Source organism: Fructilactobacillus sp. X2R5C3 (genome assembly GCF_059901325.1).
In genome coordinates, this window is the sequence record NZ_JBWXUY010000002.1 from 302,904 (window position 1) to 326,655 (window position 23,752).

Consider the following 23,752-nt stretch of genomic DNA (forward strand, 5'->3'; position numbering starts at 1 on the left):
CACTAATTACATAACACTTACTAAATCATACCAATCTTTAACCGACGATTTCAATTGATCGAAAGTGCCAGAATTATCAATACACCAATCAGACAGTCGTGCTTTTATTGGTTGTGCCCATTGAGCACCAATCATTTTACTAGCTCGACTTATTGAAATATCATTTCTTCTAACTAACCGTTGCAGTTGAACAACTGGATCACACGTAATCATCAAATTAGCATCAGTTAAAATCTGAAATCCATTTTCAAAAAGGGTGGGAGCATTTAAAATCACTAAACGTTGATCGTGTAACTTGTTTATCCGAGTATTAACTTCACGAAAAAGGTATGGGTTAACAATTTGGACTAACTTTTTCATACCATCACGATTTGAAAAAACAATCTTACCCAAAACACCTCGATCAATTTGCCCGTTACTTTTAATCACTAAACTGCCAAACTGCTCACTAATTTGATGAATTAACTCTTGATTATCTTGTTCCAATTCATGTGTGATGGAATCTAGGTCTAATGTAGAAACCCCTAAAGTAACTAAATAATCACTTGCAGATGATTTGCCGGTTGCAATTCCACCGGTTAATCCAATAACTTTACTCACTTAGATCACCATGAACTTTTTGACAATGAGGACAGAAACTAGTACCTCTTTGTGCAACCTTGATTTTTTCAATGGGAGTTCCACAACGCTCACACGGCTGTCCCTTTTTACCATAAACATGAAGATGATTTTGAAAGCTGCCCTCTTCACCAAAGGCATTTTTATAAGTAAACACCGTTGTTCCATGACCCTTAATGGCTAACTGAATTTCTTTAATGATGTTTTCCCTTAAAGTTTCAATTTCCTGATCACTTAAATAGTTAGTAGCCTGTTCCGGATGAATCTTAGATAACCACAAACTTTCATCAGCATAAATATTCCCAATCCCAGCAATGTTAGATTGATCTAATAAAAATGCCTTAATTTTTCGGTGAGACTTATGCAGTTGCTTCTTTAAATAATCAAACGTTAAATCATTCTCAGTTGGTTCCGGTCCAATTTTATTCAATCCTGACAAATCATAAACCTGAGAATCCTTAACTAAATTCATCTTTCCAAATTTTCTTGTGTCATTGTAACGAAGCTTTCGACCATCGCTTAAATGAAAAACAACGTAAGTATGTTTTTGATTCTCAGTACCCTCAGGTACCACATCATATTTACCTTCCATTCGTAAGTGAGAAACTAAAGTATAATCGTCACTTAGCCGGATTAAGAGGTATTTACCCCTCCGATCAATTTGTAAAATATCCTTACCAGCTAACAAATCTTCAAATTCTTTTACTGGTAAATTCAACATTTTTGGATACAAAGCATCCACGGAAACAATCTTTTTACCCTGTACAAGATTGGTTAACCCTCTTCTTATCGTTTCAACTTCAGGTAACTCAGGCATTCCTACACCCCATTATTTTTTTATATCATACCAATTTGGTCCGTAATGACTTTCAACTTTTAGCGGTACATCCAGATCAACCGCAGAATCCATAACACTTGGAACTAATTTTTCTAAAATTGGAATCTCTTCTTTTGGTGCTTCAAAGATTAGTTCATCATGAATTTGCAGTAACATTGTGGCCTTTAAACTGTGTTTCTTAAGTTCTTTTTGCATTCTGATCATTGCAACTTTAACAATATCGGCAGCACTTCCCTGAATGGGTGAGTTCATTGCCGTTCTTTCGGCAAACGAACGTTTCTGAAATTGCTTAGAATTAATATCCGGCAGGTAGCGTCGACGTTTCATGATGGTTTCAGCATACCCATGATCTTCGGCGAACTTAACGCTATCTTGGGTGTATTTTTTGACCCCTGGATATTCCTTAAAATATTTATCAATAAATGCTTGAGCCTGTTTTCGTGATATGCCAGTATTTTTAGCAAGTCCATAAGCACTAATTCCATAGACAATCCCAAAATTGACAGCTTTTGCTTGTCTTCTCAACTCGGGAGTAACATCCTCGTTGCTTGGAAGTTCAAATATCCGTCGTGCGGTCGCTGCATGAATATCTTCCCCATTTTTAAAAGCTTCCTGCATGTTCTTATCTCCAGAAATGGCAGCTAAGACACGTAATTCAACTTGAGAATAATCCGATGAAAATAGTTGCCATCCCTTATGACGAGGAACAAACGCTTCACGAATTTTGCGACCTTCTTCAGTTCGAACTGGAATATTTTGAAGGTTTGGATCAACCGAGGACAATCTTCCGGTTTGAGTTAAGGTCTGCAGATAACGGGTATGAACTTTATGATCACGAGAATAAATGTCTTTTTTGATTCCATCAATATAAGTTGAAATCAATTTTGACAGTTGCCTGTACGCCAGGACATTATCGACAATCGGATTCAGACCCGCAATTTTTTCTAACACATCAACCGACGTAGAGTACCCTGTTTTGGTTTTTTTCACAACTGGTAATTTCAACTTATCAAACAGGATTTCACCTAACTGCTTTGGTGACCCGATGTTGAATTCTTCTCCAGCCTCGTGATAAATCGACTGCTCAATTTCTGATAAATGCTCAGTAAATTTACTCTTCAATGCTTCAAGGGTATCTACGTCCACCGTAATTCCTTCAATCTCCATTGCACTTAGCACATAAGACAATGGAACTTCTATGTTACGGTACAAATCTAATTGATTGTGTTTCTTTAAATCATCAATCATTTTATCTTTTAAATCATTAATTGCCAATGCTTTCCTGACAATGTGAGCAAAAAAAGTCTCATCATTTTCTGGCAGCTGTTTTTTCTTTCCAGTTCCATAAACCTCACTATCCGGTTTAACCCCATAATATCCGTGCCGATTAGCCACTTTAGCCAAATCATTACTATTATCAAGGGTATTCAGTAAATATGAAGCTAATAACATGTCAAAATCAACGTTATTTAACTGAATATGTTCGCGATTGGCAGCCACAATTTGCGCCTTAGCATCGAAAACATTTTTTTTAATATCGTGATTTTCTAAAATGCCTTTTATTTTCGGATCATCTAAAAGATCAATATCCTTACTTACAAACCAATGATCCTTATCCCCAATAACAAAACCAACAAATGGAGCAGTATGGTAATTTTCATCCAACATTTCAATGTTAAAGACAACATCTTCTGACAAGTGATCTAACTCGGCTAAATTGTCTTTATTTAAAATCGTATATTTAACATCTGGAAGTTTCTCAGTCGACTGACTCTCTGATCCTTCCATTTCCTTTAAAAAGGATTTCATGTTCATTTTCTTATAAAAATCAACTAACTTATCATTATCGGGACCATCATACTTTAAATCCGATAATGAAATTGTGAGGGGAACATTGCAGTCAATGGTGGCTAATTTTTTAGACAAAAATGCCTGGTCTTTATCCTTAATCAAATGCTCTTTCAATTTTTTACCAGAAACTTCATCGATATGATTATAAAGATTATCAATACTATCAAATTTTTGAATTAACTTGATAGCGGTCTTTGGACCAACTTTTTCAACACCCGGATAGTTATCCGAGTTGTCTCCCTGAAGACCCTTTACGTCAATAATCTGTCTAGGAGTAATCCCCATCGTCTCTTTTACAAAGTCTGGCGTGTATTTCTCAATTTCACTCACACCTTTCTTTGAAATCGCAACAGTAACTTTATCCGAACAAAGTTGGGTAAGATCACGGTCTCCCGTTATGATAGTAACTTGATAGCCGTCATTAGCCGCTTTCTTTGAAAGCGTCCCAATAATATCGTCAGCTTCATAGTCTTGCAATTCATAGGTTTTAATTCCCCGATCATGGAGCAGATCCATTACAAATGGGAATTGTTCACGTAATTCGTTGGGCATTTTTGCCCGTCCGGCTTTATAATCTTCGTACATTTTGGTTCTAAAGGTTGTTTTACCTGCATCAAAAGCGGCAAGAGCTGACGTTGGCTGAACATCCTTTAAAATGTCATCTAGCATTCGATTAAAACCATAGATCGCACTGGTGTGCAATCCGTCTTCATTGGTAAAACGTTCCAAGGAAGTAAATAACGCAAAGAATGCTTTATACGTTAAAGAATTTCCGTCAATTAATAATAATTTCTTGTCTGCCATAAAATTCTCCTTTAGAATTAATTACTATTATTTTAACACTTATAATCAGTTCAATTGCGAAAAAAAACATGGTCAATCGACCATGTTTTTTTATTAATCTCGATTATTTCCAAAAATACCAAAGACCTCAAGAAGAAATGTAAATAGGTTTAGAAAATCAAGATACAACTGAAGTGCCCCAGAAATTGCAAGTCCGTTTACATTAATGTTACCAGAGTACTGCATGTACATTTTCTTTAAGTTTTGTGTATCAGTAGCACTCAACGCCGTAAAAATAATGATCCCAACGGCTGAAATAAATAACTCAATCCATGGATTTCTCAAGAATAAGTTAATTACCATCGCAATAATTAAAGCAATTAATGCTGCAAACAATTGCGTGCTTAACTTGGTTAAATCTCTGTGAGTAGTGAAACCAATCGCACTCATTACCAAGAAAATACTAGCACTGGATACTAACGCTGCTCCAATGGTACCAAGATTAAAGGCAATGAAAATGTAGCTAAGTGAAAGCCCTGTTAAAACCGAGAAAACCAATAATCCGATAAAGCTTAACGTCGGATTACTTTGTGCAAATCCCGAAATCACAAAGGAAATTATGAACCAAACGATTAAAATTACTAATCCTGAGGCTCCACTACTGATGTTCGGCATAAAAACACTACTTAAATACGCAGAAATAGCAGAAATTAAAACCGCAATTCCCATAATCCCATATACTTTGGTAAAAAACGCGTTGAGTCCAGCATTATCGCCAACTACCCGACGACCACTTTCTCCATCAAAATTATTCATTTTTATTCTCCTTTAATTAACCTTCTTACTTAAATGACTTAACAATTCCTCATAGGCTCTTTCGTACTTTTGAATATCTCCAGCACCCATAAATATTACCACGGCATCGTGATATTGCAACAGTGGAGACATGTTTTCTTCCTCAATTAAGCCACCATCTTTGGTAATTTTATTAACCAAATCCTCGCTCTTAACGTGTCCCGACTTTTCTCTTGGAGAACTATAAATTTTAGTAACGTATACCTTATCTGCTTTGCTTAACGTTTTAGCAAAGTCATCAAGATAGGCAATCGTTCGACTAAAAGTATGGGGTTGAAAAACAGCAATGATCTCCTTATTGGGATATTCTTGTCTAGCGGCATCTAAAGTGGCCTTAATCTCAGAGGGATGATGTGCGTAATCATCAATAATTGTCATATCGCCAACTTTAACTTGAGAAAAACGACGCTTAACCCCCTTGAAAGTTTGAAGTTCACGTCTGATTTCGTCCAAATTAACGTCTTCAAAATATGCAACAGCAATTACCGCCAAAGAATTTAAGACATTGTGTTCTCCATACAAAGGAATACTGAATTCCCCTAGGTCCTTTCCGTCATATTTAACGTGAAAAGTCGATCCAGCAGTTGTTCGCTTAATATCCACCGCCTGAAAATCGTCATCATCACTAGTTCCATAGTAATAAATTGGAACTGAAGCTTTTAACTTCCGTAAATTCTGATCATCTCCCCAAGCAAAAATAGCCTTTTTAACTTGGTTCGCAAAGGTTTGAAAGGCGTCAAAAACGTCCTCAATTCCGGTATAGTAATCCGGATGATCAAAATCAATGTTAGTCATAATGGCATAATCCGGATAAGTTGCCAGAAAATGGCGGCGATACTCGTCGGCCTCATAGACAAAGAAACGCGCATCAGTGGTTCCTTTCCCAGATCCATCACCAATCAGATAATCAGTTGGTGCGATCCCGCCTAATACGTGAGAAAGTAGTCCAGTGGTACTGGTTTTTCCGTGAGCACCACATACTCCGATGCTCGTGTACCCCTCAATTAATTCTTCCAAGAAATCAGGATAACTATAAATTTTTAGTCCTAACTCTTCGGCTCTTTCAATCTCCGGATGCGTATCAGGGAAAGAATTCCCTTTAATAATCGTCATTCCCTTTTTAATATTATCAGGATTGAATGGTTCAATCTTAATTCCAGCATTTTCTAATCCTTGCTGAGTAAAGGTATATTTTTCAATGTCAGAACCCATGACCTTACAACCGCGATCATGGAGAATGAGTGCCATCGCACTCATCCCAGTACCCTTAATTCCTACAAAAAAATAAGTAGTGTCTTTATTTATGTTAGTCATTTAGTTGGAATTCCCCTTTTTATTGTCTGGTTTAATAATACCAATTAAAGTAATGAAAATCTAAAAATTTAAATATTCAATTTAGCAAGTTCATTTTTCGTCAAATAAACATCTCGCGGTTTAGATCCATGCTCACCTGAAATAAAATTATTTTGCTCCAAATCATCAATAATACTTGCAGCACGATTGTATCCAATGGAAAACACTCGTTGCAATTTTGAAGTTGAAATTCCATCTTCGTCTGCAATATAACTCAAAACTGATTTCCACAAGTCATCATGTTGTTGAGCTTGTTCTGCACTTTTAAGCAATGATTTGGGCTGAAACTCGTACTTTGGTGTTTCCTGACTTCGAACTTGATCACAAACTCGCTCAACTTCTTGGTTAGTAACAAAAGCACTCTGAAGTCGCACCGGTTGACTGGCACCACTACCCAGATAAAGCATATCTCCCTTACCAAGTAGTCGTTCAGCTCCGCTTTGATCAATGATTGTTCTTGAATCAATCTGGCTTGACACCATAAAGGCAATTCGTGTTGGAATATTATTCTTAATGGTCCCAGTTACAATATCAACGCTCGGTCTTTGAGTAGCAACAATCAAGTGAATCCCAGCTGCCCGAGCTTTTTGTGTAATCCTAACAATATAATCTTGGACTTCTGTTGATGCAACCATCATTAGATCAGCAAGTTCATCAATCACAACTAGGATTTGAGGCAACTTATCCGCATCACGGCCATTTTTATGTGCCGCTTGATTATACTGAGTTAAGTTTCTTACCCCAGCAGCAGCTAATCGCTCATAACGGTTGTCCATTTCCTCAGTAACCCATTTTAAAGCAGCGGAAGCCTCTTTCGGATCTGAAACAACCGGAGTTAACAAATGTGGAATCCCATTATATGGCGCTAATTCAACCGCCTTAGGATCAATTAAAATCATCCTTAAATCACGAGGCGAATTGCGATACAACAATGAAACAAGCAAACTGTTTATGAACACACTCTTTCCAGATCCCGTTGCACCAGCAATCAAAGCATGTGGCATTTTTTGAATATCGGCAGTCTTAGAAGCGCCACCAATACTCATCCCTAATGCTACTTCTAACGGTGAATGACTAGATTCAAATTCATTTGAATCTAGAATCTCTGAAAGCATCACTGGTCTAGGCTTTGGATTAGGAATCTCGATTCCAACCGTCGACTTACCAGGAATTGGAGCCTCGATTCTAATATCTTTGGCTGCTAGGGCCATCTTTAAATCATCAGTTAGGTTAGTGATTTTGCTTACTTTAACACCAAGTTCCAACTTAACTTGAAATTGAGTAACGGTCGGTCCATCGGTCCAATCAACTACGTGACCATGAACCCCAAACGCCTTTAATGTATCATCAAGTGTTTGAACTTGCTTTTCAATCCATTCACTCAAACCATCATCAGAAGTCGAAATTGGTGGATTAAGTAGGTCACGACGAGGAAATTGATAATTAGTCTGATCCTCCTGATTGCTTGAAGTATCTGACAAATGCCTATGATTCGTTGTGGTTTCACTTTTTGAATCAGTAAGTTCGTTAGCAGGTTGAAGAAGTGCTTTTTCCTCATCTTGACGCTTATCAGTACTATCAATTGGAGAAAACGTCTTCTCGTTATCGCTTCTTTCATCAGGTTCTTTTAACTTATCTTGTGGATCCGATTCACTTAAAGTGGGATTACTTGATACCGTACCTGATGCGTTTTGATCATCATTATCTCTTCTATCATCACTAAACAGAGCTAGATTAGCCGCTAAGCCACTCTCCTCTTTAAAGATATCTGCGAGCGAGTGGCCTAATTCACGTTTACTGGCTGAAGATTCTTTATCATCTTCAGAGTTATCCACAGGCTTAGAGTTATCCACAATGTTTTCATTCTTATTTACATTTTCTTTAACAATTGGTTGAACGTCATTTTCCCATAAATCTAGATCATCAGCTGGAACGGCAGTTGGATCCTTAGGATTTAGATAAAGAACAAAATCATCATCATTCTTCTCCAATTCAACGGCTGCATCTTGATATGGTTTTCCGACTGACTGATGAACGGAATAGAAATTACTATTTTGGTTACGGGAACGCGGAGTAAATTCTTTTGTTCTTTCCACTAAGGAATTTCGGGACTCAACATAGTGCTTTTTATCATCTTTAAATCGCAACTGAAATCCGCTCTGATACTTTGGTTGATAACGAGACTGATAGGCTGATTGTTTAACATTAGAATCGTCACTACGGATAATTTCTTGATTTGATTTTTTTGTTGTTCTATGAAAATCATTGATTTTTTTATCGCTACTCTTAAAGGGAACTTTCCCATTAAAGTATTTACGATAAAATGCCGGTCCATCATAATGTTCCAATTTAATCACCCTTAAAGAATTATGTATAAAAAAACGAATAGAAACTATTCGTCAAAAAGATTTTTTGCTTTATCAAAATCAAATGGTTGCCCAACTTCATAAGAATCGGGTAAAACTAAAGCTCCTGGTTTATCGGGTGCATTAGGAATGTCTAATTCTCTTCCAGAACAAATCATTCCATCACTTTTTACCCCACGAAGCTCTCCTGGCCAAATAATTTGTCCATTTGGCATCATGGCTCCAACTTCCGCTACGACAACTTTGATTCCCGGTCTCATATTGGGAGACCCACTAACAAGTTGCAGCATTTCCCCATTCTGGACTTTTGTTTGAGTTATGTGAAGATGATCAGACTTCGGATGATCTTCCATTTTTTCAACGTAGCCAACCACAAACTTTGGTTCGGTACTAGTAGGTAAGAAAGTTTTAAACCCAGCCTCTTTCAACGCATCATTTAAAACTTCAACATCGTTACTTGAAAGATCAACTTTTCCATTCTCTGATTTTAAGTTACCTAAAATCTCACTGGCATTGAAAAAATTATAGCCAACTACGTGTCCCTTCTTATCTTTAATCTGAACAATATCATTTGATTTTGATATTTTCTGTGGTTCCGATCCTTCTCCAAGAATGACAACCAAAACATCACCCATTTGGCTTGGATTATAACTTGCGATCATCAAATTTAGCTCACCTCCGAATTTATTGTGGAAGAGATTTAATAAAATCTTCTACTTGTTCCTTGGTTTTTCGATCTTTATTAACCAAACGACCAGTCTCAATCCCATTATCAAAGGCAACGAAGCTTGGAATTCCAAAAATGTTCATTTCCTTAGCTAAATCGATATTTTCATCCCGATCAACTGCAATAAAGTCATAGTTTGGAAAATCTTTTACAATTTCTGGCATAGCAGGCTTGATAAACGCACAATCTGGACACCATGTGGCAGAGAAAAATAGGATGTACTTTCCATGCTTAATTTTTTGCTTTAATTCGTTAAGATTCATTACTGGTAATTGTTCCATCGTATCCCTCCTAAACATTAATATTATAACCCACTCGTATTAAAAATGTTATATAATAAATTCAACAAATTCAATCGAAGGGATGCTTTTTATTATCATAAAACACAAACTAGCTTTTATTACTGGATCCGTAATTGCGGGAGTTTCGCTGTATTCACTTATTAAATTCAAGCAAGAACGCGACCAAGATCGGGTTAGACGTCACTTGTCCGATACATTAAGCAAAAAGTTTGATAATAGTGAGTTGTATGGTTACTGGATCGACTTTAACCAAAACGAAGATGGCCAGTTCCTTGGCGGAATCAACATTTTAGACGATGATAACCATGACATTAAATCATATGGATTTACATTCGATTTGACCACAAATAACCTCGATAACGTTCAACTTTTAAACACAAAGTCGATTAGTTAATCAACAAATTGGGCTACAATCTTATAGATTGGGCCCTTTTCTTTAAATTTTTCTTCATATTCAGTTTCTACATTATCTTTAGCAGCATCGCTAGCATGCAAGTCAAGATTAACGGATTCAAACTTCATCCCAAAATTATTCAAACTAACCAACGAATACTCAAATAATCCACGATTATCAGTTTTAAACTCCAGTTTAGCTTGGTCAGGTAACACCTCTTGATAACTCTTAAGAAAACGCGGCGAGGTAAGTCGCCGTTTTGTATGTCGTTTCTTTGGCCAGGGATCAGAAAAGTTGAGAAAAATCTTTGAAACCTCGCCCTTTTTAAAAATGGTGTTCACAAGGCCGCCATCAGTATGAATCAATTGAACGTTATCTAAACGACTATTTACGACTTTTTTTAGTGCCATTGCAATTACTGACTTTTGAATTTCAATCCCAATAAAATTAATATTGGGATTTTTTTCTGCCATTTCAGTAATAAATTTTCCTTTACCACAACCAATTTCGACATAAATTGGGGCGTCTCTAGAAAAACGTGTTTCCCACTTTCCCATGTATTTTTCTGGATCATCAACAATTAATTCAGGATGATCTAAAATAAATTGATTTGCCCAGGGCTTATTTCTAACTCTCATCATTTAACCTCAGTTTCTAATTTGTTTAACTTTTTTATTTAAATAGGGAATCGTTAAGACATATCCCTCAACAATCCAAATTACCACCGTTATTAAGATTACAGGAACCGACATCCGGGCGATTAACATTGCAATCAGGAGGATAAAGCATTCAAACAAAAGTAAAATTTGAATGATCTGTCGAAAATCCGTCAGCTGGATCTTCTGACTAACCGGATAAATATGGGTAAACACATTACTTTCAAAATGCTCATAAAATGGGATTAACTGAAATCCGACTAAATAAACAAAAATAATTGTCATTAACGAAACAATAATTTGATTAGGAATAATCAATACCAAAATAACGGCAATAATTATTAAGCGAAAGTAAAGAGACCCTGGTCCACTGTCTCTTAATAATGATCGAAGATACAAATTCGAATAGACGTGACCTTGATCTTTTTTTAACAACTTAAAAATTGGATCCAAGTATTTTCTGCGGTGAATCCGACCTGAAAGTTCAGGGACTTCGGTGAATAAACTATAAAAATGATAAATCCGATTCATACGAGAATCTTCATGTTCAATTGCATAATTCCAGTTTAAGATCTTATTTTTGGTTAGAATAGCGACATACATTAACAATGCAGCCACAACTAATGCTAATAGTGCAGCTATAAAAACATTAAAGTACAATGCTAATACCAGAATAATAAGGGGGATAACCCACTCAGTTACACCGGCTAATACTACATGTCGATTTAACTGAAAATAGAGTTTGATTACTTGATATGACATCCAACCGGTTTTCAAAAGCAAAATTACGATTAACAACCCGATTAACTCTGAAATTGTCCAACCAATCGAAACGCTTAAAAATGGCATTAGTATAAACCACGTTACTAAATCAATCAGCAATGCCATAAACAAACTATAGAGAAATGCTCCCTTAAAGTAACCAGCAAATTGGTATTCCTTAGGGGCCATAAAAACCTTATCAGCGGACTTGATTAAAGTTGCCAATCCACCAAGTTGAAGCACCACTAGTAAAATCAAAATCGCAATCGGGCGCTCCCACCATAAATTGCCTGATAATTGCTTTAAAAATCCAGAGTAAGCGTAGCCCAGACCACCCACAAAGAACATAATCGCAATCACAAAAAAATCGTTAAAAACATATTTAAGGTATTTAGTCATTTCGATTAAATGATTGCTTAACCTTTTTTGGAAAATCCTATTCATTTTTATCATCCCTTGCTAAAGACAGATAAATATCTGAAAGTGACTTCCCATCATTGGGATACTCTTTTCTAATCTGTTCCATCGTTCCTTCCGTTTGAATCTCACCTTTGTTAATTAACACAAAACGATCACAATACTTTTCTGCGGTATCAAGAACATGAGTCGACATTAAAATACTGGCACCCTTACTCTTCTTTTCTTCAATCAACTGCAAAAGATCATCGACCGCGAGCGGATCGAGACCTAAAAATGGTTCATCAATTACATAAAGCGACGCATTAGTAATGAACGCACAAACAATCATCACTTTCTGACGCATTCCCTTTGAAAAGTTGGCAGGAAACCAATCAAGTCGTTTATCCAACCGAAAAGTCTTAAGTAACTGATTAGCTTTCTCCCACGCTACTTGTTTATCCAAATTATAAGCCATGATAGTAGTATCAATGTGTTCTTTTAAAGTTAATTCTTTGTATAATACTGGCATTTCCGGAATATATGCAATTTGTTGTTTGTATTTTTCAATGTTTTGACCAATCTGCAAACCATTGACTTTAACGGTTCCAGTAAATGGCTTCATGAGTCCAATAATATGATTAATGGTAGTTGACTTCCCAGCACCATTTAAACCAATTAAAGAAACTAATTCGCCATCATTAACATCAAAAGTCTCATTTTTTAAGACTGGCACACTAGAGTAGCCACCAGTCAAGTCTTCTACTTGCAAACTCATATTTACCCTTCATTTCTTTTCATTATTGTAATCAGTATACCATAATTGCTTGCTATCACTTATTATGCAGGTAATGTTAGTGTATAATTGGATTAACTTGAAGGGAGAGATTTATATGACTGATTACGATCCAAATTGCGTTTTTTGTAAAATTGTCAAGGGTGAAATCCCTAGTTATAAAGTTTATGAAGATGACGAAATTCTTGCATTTTTAGATATTTCCCAAACAACTCCTGGCCACACTCTGGTGATTCCTAAAAAACATATTCAAGATATTTTTCATTTTGACTCCGCTACAGCGGGTAAAGTATTTGCGAAAGTGCCAGAAATTGCACGTGCGGTCAAAAATTCTAACCCAAACATCAAAGGAATGAATATCGTTAATGATAACGGGAAAATTGCCTATCAATCTGTTCCGCATGCTCACTTTCATTTAATTCCCCGTTACAGTGTGGATGATACTTTTTCAATTAACTTTTCTGATAATTCTAAAGAATATGACGAAACTAAATACCAAGAAGTTGCCAATTCAATTACCAAACAATTGGGGGATTAACTCATGAAAAAAAAGACCGCTTGCTTAGTTAGTGCCGGAATAATAGTTGGTGTTTCTGTTACGGGTCTACTACTTTTAAAAAGGAAGTCTAATCCCACAGATAACGTAACCACTGCCGACCTTAAAAGCATTTTTCATTCAGCTAGTTCAGTTAAACAAAATTTAAACCAATTCACAAAAGCTTTAAATGATGCAAAACCAATAATAGATGGTCTTAATCGTGACGTACAGGAAGCCCAATTTCAGCTAAAGCCTAGAATTGATCTTTTATCTAAAGAAATAAATAACATTTAATTTCAATTAAATTATTCGACCAAATATTAATTTGCATCAAATATATGTTATATTAAAAATAAATGGAGTACTGAATGTCTTGAGTACTTTAATATTTTGAAGAAATGGATGTGCTAATATATGAAGAAAAAATGGCTCGTTGGAGTTGCAGGATTACTTTTAAGTGTTTCACTGGTTGCCTGTGGTAGTAAAACAGTTGCTACTACTAGTGGTGGTAAAATTACAGAAAGTCAATATTACAATAGTATGAAGAAGACCCCACAGGGTAAAACAGTTCTCCAAACTATGATTTTGAACAAAGTTCTTAACAAAGAATATGGTAATAAAGTCAAATCATCTCAAGTTGATGACCAATTTAACCAATACAAGTCACAATATGGTTCTCAATTTAAAACCCTTCTCAGTCAACAAGGTTTAACTGAGAAAAGTTTAAAAGAACAAATCAAAGATAATCTTCTGTTAAAGCAAGCTGTGATTGCTAACACAAGTTTCTCTGACAAAGATTTGCAAAACCAATTCAAGAAATATCAACCTAAAGTAACCGTTAATGAGATTACCACCAAAAATCAAGGTGACGCTGAAAAAGTAATTTCTGGTTTAGAAAACGGTCAAAAATTCTCTGACTTAGCCAAGAAGTACTCAACTGATGCTAACAAGAAAGACGGCGGCAAGATGGCTCCATTCGATAATATGGATCCAAGTCTTGACAATAACTTCAAAAATGCTGCCTTTAAACTCAAAAATGGTGAATACACCAAAGAACCTGTCAAAACTAAAGCTGGATACCAAGTAATCCAAATGGTCAACCACCCTTCCAAGGGTAAATATCAGGATCACAAAGCTGAATTAAAAGACCAGTTGGCAACTGAACGCATGAGCGATAGTAATGTCTTACACGCTGTCGTTTCAAAAGTTCTTAAAGATGGAGATGTAAAGATCCAAGACAAAGACTTACAAAACATCTTGGCTGATTACACATCAACTCCAAAACCAATGAAATAATCAATCATAAAAAGAAAATGGTCAGTAACTTTTAAGTTACTGACCATTTTCTTTTTTATCAGGTTTATAAAACTTATTTCGATCCATTCCAAAAATTCGTTTACTAAATGATCCTGCTTCCGTATCATTTAAAGCCCCAGTAATCATGTTAATTGAAGCATCAAGTTCATCTAAATCATGGAGAATCTGCGCTTCCAGCAATTCAGGCGTAACCGGGGATCCATACTCCTTAATCCCATGATGTGAGAGCACCATATGTCTTAAAAGTAATAAATCTTCAGAATGCTGATCGATTTTTAGTTGGTCAGCAGCTTCAACAATTTCCCCATCAATAATACTGATATGTCCTAACAGATCACCTTCACTAGTATAAGATGTCGAAACGGGTCCTGACAGCTCAGTAGTCTTGCCTAAATCATGAAGGATGGCACCTGCATACAGAAGTGAAGAATTAACTTGTGGATAGAGCTTAGCGACTTCCTTGGCCAGCTTCAAAATCGAAATGGTGTGAAATGCTAATCCGCCTGCATAAGCATGATGATTCGATTTAGCTGCCGGAAAAGTAAAGAATTCATCTTGGTGCTTTTTAAGAAGTACCCGAACAATTCGATTCCACGTTGGATTAATAATTTCGAAAATTGTCTGACCAATATATTCTTCCATCTCGGAACGAGTCATTTGAGCATGTTGCATAAACTTAGATGGATCACTGGGTTCACCAGATTCTGTTTGTCGAAGATGATTAATCTTAATTTGTGGACTTCCCTGGTAAGCTTCCCGTTTGCCATTAATGTGAACGACCTGCCCAGCTTTAAAAGTCTTTACATCCTCATTACTGGCACCCCAAAGTTTTCCACCGATCTCTCCGGAATTATCTTCAAAAACAAACGAAATGAATTGTTTTCCGTTCTTAGCAATTCTAGTATCGGCCGACTTAACCAATACAAACGCATCGATTTCTTCATCCATTTGATATTCTTTCAATTTTTTGCTCATTTGACTCCACCTCCACTACTTTAATTCAATTAAATGATCGCCACTTACATCGTGTCTAATTCGATCATCAGCCGTAAAATAAATCACCTGCGTGCTTTTAGCCAAAGCTTTCATTAATTCAATTGCCTTATCAGTTCTAAAGTGATCAAAGTCAGCAAAACCATCATCAATCATAATTGGCATTGGATATTCATCACTAAAAGCCAACGTTAACGCAAAAACCAACGATAAGTATAACTGCTGCATGGTTCCTTTTGAAAGTTCCTCAACCTTGAACTTAACTCCATCAGAGTTAACAACCGTAATACTTCTCTTACTATAATCAATTTTACTATAATGACCGTCCGTTAGTGTTTCAAAGAATTTAGCTGCATCCTTTCTAACTTTAGGAATTCTTCCACTACTAGCGGCATCGAGTACTTTTTCAATCCACTGATTAGTTAACTGGTAAACCAACCATTTTTGAACCAATTCGTTAACTTTAGTATCCATACTGGCCAATTCCTGGGTCAATGAATCAAGCGTCCCATCTTTTTCCATGTTATTAATTTGCACGTTAAGTTGCGCCAACCGATCAGATTGATCGGAAAAATCCGCGTCCAACTGTCCAATTTGTTTCTGAAGGTCATTAATCACGTTTTTTAACTGATTAACATTATCGTATTTTTGTAATCTTTCAACAATTGTTTGATCAAGTGAGTTTTCTAACTCCATTTTACGTTTGTTTTTATCCGTAGCGATCCGCTGCTCATCGTATAATTTTTTAAAATCACTACTACTTGCAACGTTTCGTTCCCTTAGGAAATGGTCAAGCCGATCACTTACTTCTTTCAACTGCTCACGATGGCGATCAACCATTGAAGTTAAACTACTCAATTCATGGCTCACCTGTTCTGCATTTCGCTTTTGATCATTTACATTTGAGATGAACTGTTTAATTTTACTTAACGCTACCATTTCATTATCGGAATCACTTAAGCCAATTTTACTGGAAGCAAAATTCCAACGATCGAGGTAACTCTCAACTTTCTCATTCATTGTCTTTTGGTTTCCAATGAAATTCTGTAAACTATCACGATCTAAGTCACGTCGTTTAATGGAGTTTTGTAAAGCACTTGTCCATTGGTTAAATGGAATACTTTGGATGTGATGCTCGTTTCCCATTTGACCCAACTCTTGCTCAATCTGAGTCAATTTTCGCTTTAAATGGTCAGTATCATTCTCCTCTTTAACTGGTTGGTTCGATTTTTGCACATAACGATAAATGCCAAAACCAATACACAATAACCCAATGACCACCAAAATAGGAAGAGTTACTCCACCCATAAAAATTCCAATTCCAATAATTATTAGACCAACCGCATCAGTAATTAATGATAACGAATTATCTCCGCTCTCATTTGTGGGCATCGCATGAACCTGATAGTTTATTTGTGCTTTTACATTTTGATACTCATCTATTAAGGTCGATATTTTGTCAATCTCATCATCATTAAACGGAATACTTTCACTTCCACCAGCATCAAATTCATCATTAGCCAGACGAGTCTGATATGTTTTGATATCATGATCAAGCTGTTCAATCCGTCTGACCTGTTGGATTTGGCCGTCCAGTTCTAAATATAAATTACGAATTAAATCAGCATTATCATTGTAAAATTTCAAATCAGAATTGGATTCCTGATGCGTATTCTTAAAATCAATAATGTTTTGTTCATCATTCTTAATATCTAATTGAATATTACTAATCTTATTTTGGATGTCTTGAAATGTTTCAAAGTCATGCTCAGAAAAGCCGTGTTTAACCGCTAATTTATCGTCTTGTAATTGTCTTAATTGAGCATATTTATCCCAGTTCGCTAAATCTTGATTAACCTGATTTAATCGCTCAGAAAATTTATTTCTTTTATTGCGATTCTGAGTCTTTTTTTCTTGTTCTTTTTTAGCTTGAATGGTCAATTCATGGTACTTGGGATATTCATTACTGGCTTCATGTACTTTCGCGTTCAATCTTTCTCGATCAACTAAAAGTTGGTTTAACTCAGGCTTTTTACCAGTCGGCTTATAGATCTTACCACCATTTTCCTGATTTTCGTCCTCTAGTTCAATCCAGTTATCAATCCCTACGACCCCAACACGCTGGATTCGTTTTGACAATTCTTCACGATTTAATCTCGAAATATCATTTAAATCAACGTTGCCAAAATAAAACAGGTTATCATATGATTCCCGATTGATTGGACCTAAAATTTTATCCAAAATTCCAGCAGGTAATTCATTTTTATTTTGATCAAAAACGGTTAATAACCCACCATTTTTACCTTCATTTCTTTGAACAAGATAAGTAGTTCCATTTTGTTCAACCGTTAAACGACCACCCATTTTATAGTCATCTTTGGGAGTGAAGTCTCGCTTACTCCGACTGTCCCGAAAGCCAAATAAAACATCTTTAATGAAATTTAAGAGGGTTGTTTTTCCAGCCTCGTTTCTACCATAAATAACCTGGAACCCACTAAAGTTCAGTGTTAAATTATGAAGTTTTCCAAAGCCGAATACTTCAACTTTTTTAATCCTCATCCTTCACGTTCCCTTTCGTTTTACTAGTAATTAAATTCATACTTTCATCAAGTAATTTAGAGATGGCTTCATCACTTAAAAAGTTGTCACGAATGTAAGAGTGCTTAAAAAGCTTCTTCGCCAAATTTTTAAGGTTTTCTTCATTATAAACTTCATGCTTAGTGTCATCCCAGAATTTCTGATCTAGATCATTAAATTTCATCCCAGAATTATCAACAACGTCAATTTCATAAACCCAAGCATTAAATCGTTCAAAATCATATTGTAACTTTTCCTTAACCCGGTCGAGCAGTTCTTCTGATGAAAAATTGGCTTCTTCGCTCATATTTAACTTCACGCTCAACAAATTAAGCTTAGAAAAATCACTCGACTCAATTTTCTCCATAATTTGATTAACGACCGCTTCTTCTGAGTCAGTTCCCCGTAAATTCATTGAAAGATTTGACCAAATGAGCGGACAGGTGGGTTCAAACTGAACGTTTAAACCTCCATTAGTCTCATCACTGACTAATAAGTACCCTTTTTCACCCATTTCATTTTTATGACGGCCCTGGATATTCCCCGGATATTCAATTAAGGGATGATGACCTAACTGCTGACGTTTATGAATATGCCCTAATGCCCAATAATCATATCCCAAATTTTCCATTTCGTTAATGGTAAACGGTGCATACTGTGAGTCGTTGCCACCCTTAATAGCACCGTGAACCATCCCAATTTGGTAGTCAGCGTTTGAACGTTCTGGAAATCCAGAGATAATATCATCTGAAATATTCCTAGTAGCGTAACTAAAACCTGTAATAGCAACTGTTCTTCCGTCTTTAAGAGTCAATGTGTGCGTCGTCACTTCTTTGGGAAATACGTAAACATTAGCCGGAAAATTGAAATTTTTAGCACCTTCACTTTGATAATCATGATTACCAAACGAAAGAAGTACAGGAATATCATGTTCATCCAATCGTTCTAACTGTTTAATCAAAAAACTAATGGCTTTGACACTTTGGTGACTACTGTCAAATAAATCTCCCACTAGCAAAACAAAATCAACATCATCTAAAATGGCATCATCAATAATCTTCTTTAATGAATCGAATGGAGCCTCGTGCAAAATGTCCCACAGCTTACTCGGAGTGGTAGCATCCTCTCTGATTCCTAAAAACGGACTATCCAAATGTAAATCTGCCGCATGAATAAACTTCATTATAATTTCTCCCATACAAAAAAATCGGAGCACCAATGGGCGCTCCGATTAACGATCAATTAAGCTTCATACATATCACGTAAAGGCTTAGTAATTAACATATTAGCATCATCAATGACTTTGCCCATTGCTTTTTCTTTACCCATCAATTTTTTGATGATATCAAGACTGTTCATTTTATTGGCAAGATCTTGAGCTTTTTTCATATCATCTTGCGAAATTTGTTGACCAGCCATTTGCTTTTGTCTTAATTCATTTTGATTAGTTTGAAAGTCCTTAAATGTCTTAAAAGCATCTTTGTCCTTCTTTAACTCATCGTATGTGGCTTGGAGTTCTTTAAATTCATCAGTCTTTACTAGTGCATCCTGTAAAGTTTGTGCGTCTTTCATTACATCATTTTCTGCCATAATTATTTCCCTCCTTAAATATTGTTACAGTGTATATTTTAACATACGTAAAGCTATCGGCCTAGTAAAGCTTTCGCACCGCTAATAACTTCTGAGGCACCCTTTTTAATTCCACTGGCACCTTCTTTAACGATTCCCTTAACGACTTTACCAGTATCATTAGTAATACCCTTAAATAGTTTAGAATTTTGCGTATCATTATCTTCATCACCATCACGTGCCACCGTTTGTGCGTCTTGGACACCAAATTGGGTTCCCTTGGTGTACGGAAGAATTTGTTGCATTTGTGTCTTGTACAACGGACCAACGTCGGTCCCAGTCAAATTCTCTAAATGATGCGTAGAGTTGGTACTATCAAAGCCTTCCCAAGTTGCTACCACAACGTTAGGAGTGTATCCGATGATCCATTTATCTTTGGTAGCATCGGAATCTGGAGTATTATCAGCCTCAGTACTTCCAGTTTTTCCGGCAACTTGATACCCGCTCGGTTTAGCATCAACACCAGTTCCATTATCAAAGACACCAAGCATCATACTTGTCATCTGTCGTGCCGTTGAAGGAGACATGATTTGTTTTGAACTTGGATGTTCATTATCAACGACCGTCTTCCCTGTCGAATCAACGATCTTAGTAATATAGAACGGCTGTGAAATTTTCCCTTTATTAGCAAAAGCAGTATAGGCACCAGCCATTTGTTGTGGGGAAACTCCGTTGGACAAGCCCCCAAGGGCCAATGCTAGATTCTTATCCTTATCCGTGACCGGTAAGTTGAATTTTTTAACCGAATCGTATCCCTTGTTTACTCCGATCTTATTTAATAACCAAACTGCGGGCGCGTTCATACTCTGTGCCAGAGCTTGGTACATCGGAACTTTTCCTGTATAAACATCATTGTAATTATGCGGAGTATAGTGGTTTGATCCATACGATTTCTTCTGGTTTTCAAGTTCAGAATCATAATAATACCCGTTTTCAAGAGCTGGCGTATAGACCGCAAGTGGTTTCATCGTCGAACCAGGCTGACGTTTAATATCGGTCGCACGATTATAACCACGGAAAACCGTCTTACCACGTCCACCAACAACCGCTTGAACCCCACCATTTTTTGGATTCAAAGCAACTGATGCAGCTTGGACCTTGGTCCCATCCGAAGCATCATTAGGAAACAAATTAGGATTTTTAAAATCAGTCTGAAAGCTTTGCTGCTGTTGCTGATTTAGATTCGTATAAATTTTATACCCATGATTCATGATGTCAGATTCAGTTAATCCATATTTTGAGATAGCCTCATTAATAACAGCATCAAAATAATAGGGATATTTATACCCATTAGTAGAACGATAGGAATTTTTAGTGTTCAACGGCATGGCTTGGTATTTTTTTGCCTCTGAATTAGTGATTTTATGGTTCTTTGCCATTAAATCAAGAACCACATTTCTCCTCTGACGTGCCGCCTCCGGATGATCAATCGGATTATTACTAGGATTCGATAGCATCCCTGCTAACACAGCTGCATCCTGGACCGGTAAATCTTCCGCAGACTGCCCAAAGTATCGCTTCGAGGCATCTTCGACCCCATACACGCCATTACCAAAGTAAGCGTTGTTCATATACATCGTCAAGATTTGGTTCTTTGAATAAACGTTCTCAATCTCGATTGAAATGAATAATTCTTTAAGTTTTCTGGTTAAAGTTTGTTGCTGGGAAAGAAAAGTGTTCTTGGCTAACTGCTGCGAAATTGTACTTCCTCCACCACTAATGTAGTCACGACCCAGTACCCTATTCTTAATTGCAAGTAAAATGGCTCTCCCGTAACCACTAACCGAATAACCATGTTCCTTATAGAAATTACGATCTTCCGTCGAAAGAATCGCATTAGGAATATTTTTTGAAATCTTATTCATCTGAACGTAAGTACCCTTTTGTGCGTACAATTTGCCAGCTTCTTGGTGATGTGAATCATAAATCACAGTCGATTTTGATAAATTAGACTGAAGATCACGAACGTGCGAAGTCTTTGCCACAATCGTCAAATAACTACTTAAAACCAAGATAACGAATAAAACAACTACAATAATCCATCTCGTAATTTGAAATCTACGCCAGAATTTTCTGAAGTAACCCCAAATTTTTTTAAATATTGACTTACTTTTGCTGTTGTTATCCATAAAAGTCCAAATCTCCTTTTATCATTAAATGCTATTGTAACACATGGACATTAATGGATTTTAAAAGATAAAGTGGATGTCAATTGACATCCACTTTATTCTACATTTGATCGGGTGCTTTAATTCCCAACAATCTTAACGACTCTTTTAATACAATCGCAACACTTTTAACAAGGTCGAGACGGGCGTCTTGCTCATCATCGTCCGCTAAAATCTTAGAATGAGCATAATATTTATTGAATGACTTAGCTAGTCTTAGCGAATACTTAGCAATATCAGAAGGCTCGAATTCATTTCGAGCTTGTTTTACAACTTCTGGAAAAGCCTGAAGTAACTTAATGACTTCAAAAGCACCTGCATCAGTCAATTCATTTGCTGATTCATCAAATTCTTTTTTACCCGACTTCCGCAAAATACTCTCAGCACGAGCATGGGCATACTGAACGTATGGGCCAGTCTCACCTTCAAATTTTAATTGGTCTTTAAGTACGAAATCAATGCTATTGATTCGCTCACTCTTAAGATCACCAAAGATAATGGCACCAACCCCAACTTGTGTAGCCACTTCATCTTTATTTGGTAAATCAGGATTCTTCTCAGCAATTTGTTGTTTTGCCATGGTAATTGAATCATCTAAAACTTTGTTTAATAAAATAATATTTCCACGTCTAGTTGAAAGCTTTTTACCATTAACCGTAATTAAGCCAAACGGGATATGATGAACACCATCCGCATTCTTTATGCCCATCTTTTTTAAGACAGCTTTTAGTTGATGGAAATAATTAGTTTGTTCGGATCCCACCACGTAGAGATTCATGACCGGATGATACGTCCGTTCACGGTATAACGCCGTTGCAATATCTCGGGTAATGTAAAGAGAAGCCCCATCACTCTTTAAGATCAGCGCTGGATTTAGGTTAGCGTTACTTAAATCGACCACTTGAGCTCCTTGAGATTCCTGAAGCAATCCATCTTTTTTTAGGATGTCAACCACTTCATCCATTTTGTCATTGTAAAATGACTCACCATTATAGGTATCAAATTTAACGCCCAGTTTTTTATAGGTATTATTAAAAGCCTCTAACGACACATCCCTAAACCACTTCCATAGTTTGGTAGCTTCGGGATCACCATCTTCGAGTTTTTTAAACCATTCGCGTGCTTCTTCGTCTAGTTCAGGATTTTTCTGATCTTCCTTATGAAATTTGACGTAATACTGAACTAAGTAATGAATTGGATGACGCTTTACGTCCTCTTCATTTCCCCACTTTAAGTAAGCCGTAATTAACTTACCAAATTGGGTTCCCCAATCACCTAAATGATTATCTTTAATTGTTTTATATCCATTTTTTCTTAAAATTTCGGAAATTGAATTTCCAATCACAGTGGAACGAAGGTGTCCCATTGACATTGGCTTAGCAATATTTGGAGAAGACATATCAATGGTCACGGTCTGATCCTTGCCATCGTAATTATCACCATAGTGCTCTTTATCCGTCAAAACCTCTGACATGACTTGCTTACTAACTTTTCCCTTATCCAAGAAGAAGTTAACGTAAGGACCAACGGCAACGACTTTATCAAACTGACTTCCATCAACATTATTGACGATATCCTTTGCGATCTGTTGAGGAGCTTTATGTAACTCCTTAGCTAGAATAAAAGTTGGAAATGCTAAGTCCCCGTTATCTGAAGTTTTCGGTTTCTCAATTTTTCCGTAAATATCACTCGTTGAAATTTGGTTGTTAGTTGCATCAGCAACTACGTCTGCAACTTGTTGTCTGTAATCCATAATATCCTCCTCATAAATAAAAAGCCTCTTACATTAATTAAATCAATGCAAGAGACGAGATTACCCGCGGTACCACTCTA

The 23,752-nt window shown here is 36.4% G+C and carries 21 protein-coding genes; 4 read left to right on the forward strand and 17 right to left on the reverse strand.

Annotated features, from left to right (window positions below):
• Nucleotides 1–6: 6 nt before the first annotated feature.
• From coaE to AC6UDE_RS04575, 8 genes are all read right to left on the reverse strand, one after another.
• The gene (gene coaE / locus AC6UDE_RS04540) at nt 7–600 is read right to left on the reverse strand and encodes a dephospho-CoA kinase (RefSeq protein WP_500696748.1); all 594 of its coding nucleotides are present in this window, start codon (nt 598–600) and stop codon (nt 7–9) included.
• Complete coding sequence (mutM, locus tag AC6UDE_RS04545) at nt 593–1,435, reverse strand: DNA-formamidopyrimidine glycosylase (protein ID WP_500696749.1); 843 nt, start codon at nt 1,433–1,435, stop codon at nt 593–595. Before mutM ends, coaE begins: the two co-directional genes overlap by 8 nt.
• A gap of 12 nt (nt 1,436–1,447) precedes the next feature.
• Complete coding sequence (gene polA / locus AC6UDE_RS04550) at nt 1,448–4,111, reverse strand: DNA polymerase I (protein WP_500696750.1); 2,664 nt, start codon at nt 4,109–4,111, stop codon at nt 1,448–1,450.
• A gap of 93 nt (nt 4,112–4,204) precedes the next feature.
• Nucleotides 4,205–4,906 carry a Bax inhibitor-1/YccA family protein gene (locus tag AC6UDE_RS04555; protein ID WP_500693657.1) on the reverse strand — a complete coding sequence of 234 codons (702 nt, stop codon included), beginning with the start codon at nt 4,904–4,906 and terminating at the stop codon, nt 4,205–4,207.
• A 12-nt stretch (nt 4,907–4,918) separates the two neighbouring features.
• The gene (gene murC, locus AC6UDE_RS04560; protein ID WP_500693956.1) at nt 4,919–6,250 is read right to left on the reverse strand and encodes a UDP-N-acetylmuramate--L-alanine ligase; all 1,332 of its coding nucleotides are present in this window, start codon (nt 6,248–6,250) and stop codon (nt 4,919–4,921) included.
• 77 nt (nt 6,251–6,327) lie between these two features.
• The gene (locus AC6UDE_RS04565; RefSeq protein WP_500696751.1) at nt 6,328–8,646 is read right to left on the reverse strand and encodes a DNA translocase FtsK; all 2,319 of its coding nucleotides are present in this window, start codon (nt 8,644–8,646) and stop codon (nt 6,328–6,330) included.
• A gap of 44 nt (nt 8,647–8,690) precedes the next feature.
• The gene (ytpR, locus tag AC6UDE_RS04570; RefSeq protein ID WP_500693655.1) at nt 8,691–9,329 is read right to left on the reverse strand and encodes a YtpR family tRNA-binding protein; all 639 of its coding nucleotides are present in this window, start codon (nt 9,327–9,329) and stop codon (nt 8,691–8,693) included.
• A 19-nt stretch (nt 9,330–9,348) separates the two neighbouring features.
• On the reverse strand, nt 9,349–9,672 hold the full coding sequence (locus AC6UDE_RS04575) for a thioredoxin family protein (protein ID WP_500695722.1): 324 nt from the start codon (nt 9,670–9,672) through the stop codon (nt 9,349–9,351).
• An 82-nt stretch (nt 9,673–9,754) separates the two neighbouring features.
• On the opposite strand from AC6UDE_RS04575, the gene AC6UDE_RS04580 reads away from it, so the two are divergent.
• Complete coding sequence (locus tag AC6UDE_RS04580) at nt 9,755–10,087, forward strand: hypothetical protein (RefSeq protein ID WP_500693653.1); 333 nt, start codon at nt 9,755–9,757, stop codon at nt 10,085–10,087.
• Here AC6UDE_RS04580 and trmB read toward each other — a convergent pair.
• From trmB to AC6UDE_RS04595, 3 genes are read right to left on the reverse strand one after another with little or no spacing between them, the layout of a single operon-like run.
• Complete coding sequence (gene trmB, locus AC6UDE_RS04585) at nt 10,084–10,725, reverse strand: tRNA (guanosine(46)-N7)-methyltransferase TrmB (protein ID WP_500696752.1); 642 nt, start codon at nt 10,723–10,725, stop codon at nt 10,084–10,086. The two genes, AC6UDE_RS04580 and trmB, sit on opposite strands and share 4 nt — an antisense overlap.
• Nucleotides 10,726–10,734: 9 nt before the next feature.
• On the reverse strand, nt 10,735–11,958 hold the full coding sequence (locus tag AC6UDE_RS04590; RefSeq protein WP_500696753.1) for an ABC transporter permease: 1,224 nt from the start codon (nt 11,956–11,958) through the stop codon (nt 10,735–10,737).
• Nucleotides 11,942–12,679 (reverse strand): ABC transporter ATP-binding protein, encoded by a 738-nt coding sequence (locus AC6UDE_RS04595; protein ID WP_500695725.1) that lies wholly within the window; start codon nt 12,677–12,679, stop codon nt 11,942–11,944. The genes AC6UDE_RS04590 and AC6UDE_RS04595 overlap by 17 nt, the downstream gene beginning before the upstream one ends.
• A 115-nt stretch (nt 12,680–12,794) precedes the next feature.
• Between AC6UDE_RS04595 and AC6UDE_RS04600 the strand changes: the two genes are divergently transcribed.
• The 3 genes from AC6UDE_RS04600 to AC6UDE_RS04610 all read left to right on the forward strand — a co-directional run bounded on the left by AC6UDE_RS04600 (nt 12,795) and on the right by AC6UDE_RS04610 (nt 14,531).
• On the forward strand, nt 12,795–13,235 hold the full coding sequence (locus AC6UDE_RS04600) for an HIT family protein (protein ID WP_500696754.1): 441 nt from the start codon (nt 12,795–12,797) through the stop codon (nt 13,233–13,235).
• A gap of 3 nt (nt 13,236–13,238) precedes the next feature.
• Nucleotides 13,239–13,529 carry a hypothetical protein gene (locus AC6UDE_RS04605; RefSeq protein WP_500696755.1) on the forward strand — a complete coding sequence of 97 codons (291 nt, stop codon included), beginning with the start codon at nt 13,239–13,241 and terminating at the stop codon, nt 13,527–13,529.
• A gap of 120 nt (nt 13,530–13,649) precedes the next feature.
• The gene (locus AC6UDE_RS04610) at nt 13,650–14,531 is read left to right on the forward strand and encodes a peptidylprolyl isomerase (protein ID WP_500695727.1); all 882 of its coding nucleotides are present in this window, start codon (nt 13,650–13,652) and stop codon (nt 14,529–14,531) included.
• Nucleotides 14,532–14,567: 36 nt separating this feature from the next.
• Here AC6UDE_RS04610 and AC6UDE_RS04615 read toward each other — a convergent pair whose 3' ends face one another.
• The 6 genes from AC6UDE_RS04615 to argS form a co-directional block, all read right to left on the reverse strand.
• Entirely contained in the window at nt 14,568–15,527 is a 960-nt protein-coding gene (locus AC6UDE_RS04615) for a 3'-5' exoribonuclease YhaM family protein (RefSeq protein ID WP_500695728.1), read from the reverse strand.
• A gap of 15 nt (nt 15,528–15,542) precedes the next feature.
• Complete coding sequence (locus AC6UDE_RS04620; protein ID WP_500696756.1) at nt 15,543–18,104, reverse strand: AAA family ATPase; 2,562 nt, start codon at nt 18,102–18,104, stop codon at nt 15,543–15,545.
• A complete protein-coding gene (locus AC6UDE_RS04625) occupies nt 18,094–19,305 on the reverse strand; it encodes a metallophosphoesterase family protein (RefSeq protein ID WP_500696757.1) in 1,212 nt (403 codons plus the stop codon). The genes AC6UDE_RS04620 and AC6UDE_RS04625 overlap by 11 nt, the downstream gene beginning before the upstream one ends.
• Before the next feature lie 59 nt (nt 19,306–19,364).
• Nucleotides 19,365–19,712 (reverse strand): YlbF family regulator, encoded by a 348-nt coding sequence (locus tag AC6UDE_RS04630; protein ID WP_500693643.1) that lies wholly within the window; start codon nt 19,710–19,712, stop codon nt 19,365–19,367.
• A gap of 53 nt (nt 19,713–19,765) precedes the next feature.
• Nucleotides 19,766–21,880, reverse strand: a complete 2,115-nt coding sequence (locus AC6UDE_RS04635) for a transglycosylase domain-containing protein (RefSeq protein ID WP_500696758.1) — start codon at nt 21,878–21,880, stop codon at nt 19,766–19,768.
• A 100-nt stretch (nt 21,881–21,980) separates the two neighbouring features.
• The gene (argS, locus tag AC6UDE_RS04640; RefSeq protein ID WP_500693641.1) at nt 21,981–23,672 is read right to left on the reverse strand and encodes an arginine--tRNA ligase; all 1,692 of its coding nucleotides are present in this window, start codon (nt 23,670–23,672) and stop codon (nt 21,981–21,983) included.
• Between the last annotated feature and the right edge of the window lie 80 nt (nt 23,673–23,752).

Bases quoted from the DNA above. Each gene is read 5' to 3' on its own strand.
- AC6UDE_RS04600 (WP_500696754.1), top strand. From the start codon at position 12,795: ATGACTGATTACGATCCAAATTGCGTTTTTTGTAAAATTGTCAAGGGT.
- AC6UDE_RS04625 (WP_500696757.1), bottom strand. From the start codon at position 19,305: ATGAAGTTTATTCATGCGGCAGATTTACATTTGGATAGTCCGTTTTTA.
- AC6UDE_RS04605 (WP_500696755.1), top strand. From the start codon at position 13,239: ATGAAAAAAAAGACCGCTTGCTTAGTTAGTGCCGGAATAATAGTTGGT.
- AC6UDE_RS04595 (WP_500695725.1), bottom strand. From the start codon at position 12,679: ATGAGTTTGCAAGTAGAAGACTTGACTGGTGGCTACTCTAGTGTGCCA.
- AC6UDE_RS04610 (WP_500695727.1), top strand. From the start codon at position 13,650: ATGAAGAAAAAATGGCTCGTTGGAGTTGCAGGATTACTTTTAAGTGTT.
- argS (WP_500693641.1), bottom strand. From the start codon at position 23,672: ATGGATTACAGACAACAAGTTGCAGACGTAGTTGCTGATGCAACTAAC.
- AC6UDE_RS04580 (WP_500693653.1), top strand. From the start codon at position 9,755: ATGCTTTTTATTATCATAAAACACAAACTAGCTTTTATTACTGGATCC.
- AC6UDE_RS04615 (WP_500695728.1), bottom strand. From the start codon at position 15,527: ATGAGCAAAAAATTGAAAGAATATCAAATGGATGAAGAAATCGATGCG.
- AC6UDE_RS04575 (WP_500695722.1), bottom strand. From the start codon at position 9,672: ATGGAACAATTACCAGTAATGAATCTTAACGAATTAAAGCAAAAAATT.
- polA (WP_500696750.1), bottom strand. From the start codon at position 4,111: ATGGCAGACAAGAAATTATTATTAATTGACGGAAATTCTTTAACGTAT.
- mutM (WP_500696749.1), bottom strand. From the start codon at position 1,435: ATGCCTGAGTTACCTGAAGTTGAAACGATAAGAAGAGGGTTAACCAAT.
- AC6UDE_RS04590 (WP_500696753.1), bottom strand. From the start codon at position 11,958: ATGATAAAAATGAATAGGATTTTCCAAAAAAGGTTAAGCAATCATTTA.
- trmB (WP_500696752.1), bottom strand. From the start codon at position 10,725: ATGAGAGTTAGAAATAAGCCCTGGGCAAATCAATTTATTTTAGATCAT.
- AC6UDE_RS04630 (WP_500693643.1), bottom strand. From the start codon at position 19,712: ATGGCAGAAAATGATGTAATGAAAGACGCACAAACTTTACAGGATGCA.
- AC6UDE_RS04620 (WP_500696756.1), bottom strand. From the start codon at position 18,104: ATGAGGATTAAAAAAGTTGAAGTATTCGGCTTTGGAAAACTTCATAAT.
- AC6UDE_RS04635 (WP_500696758.1), bottom strand. From the start codon at position 21,880: ATGGATAACAACAGCAAAAGTAAGTCAATATTTAAAAAAATTTGGGGT.
- AC6UDE_RS04555 (WP_500693657.1), bottom strand. From the start codon at position 4,906: ATGAATAATTTTGATGGAGAAAGTGGTCGTCGGGTAGTTGGCGATAAT.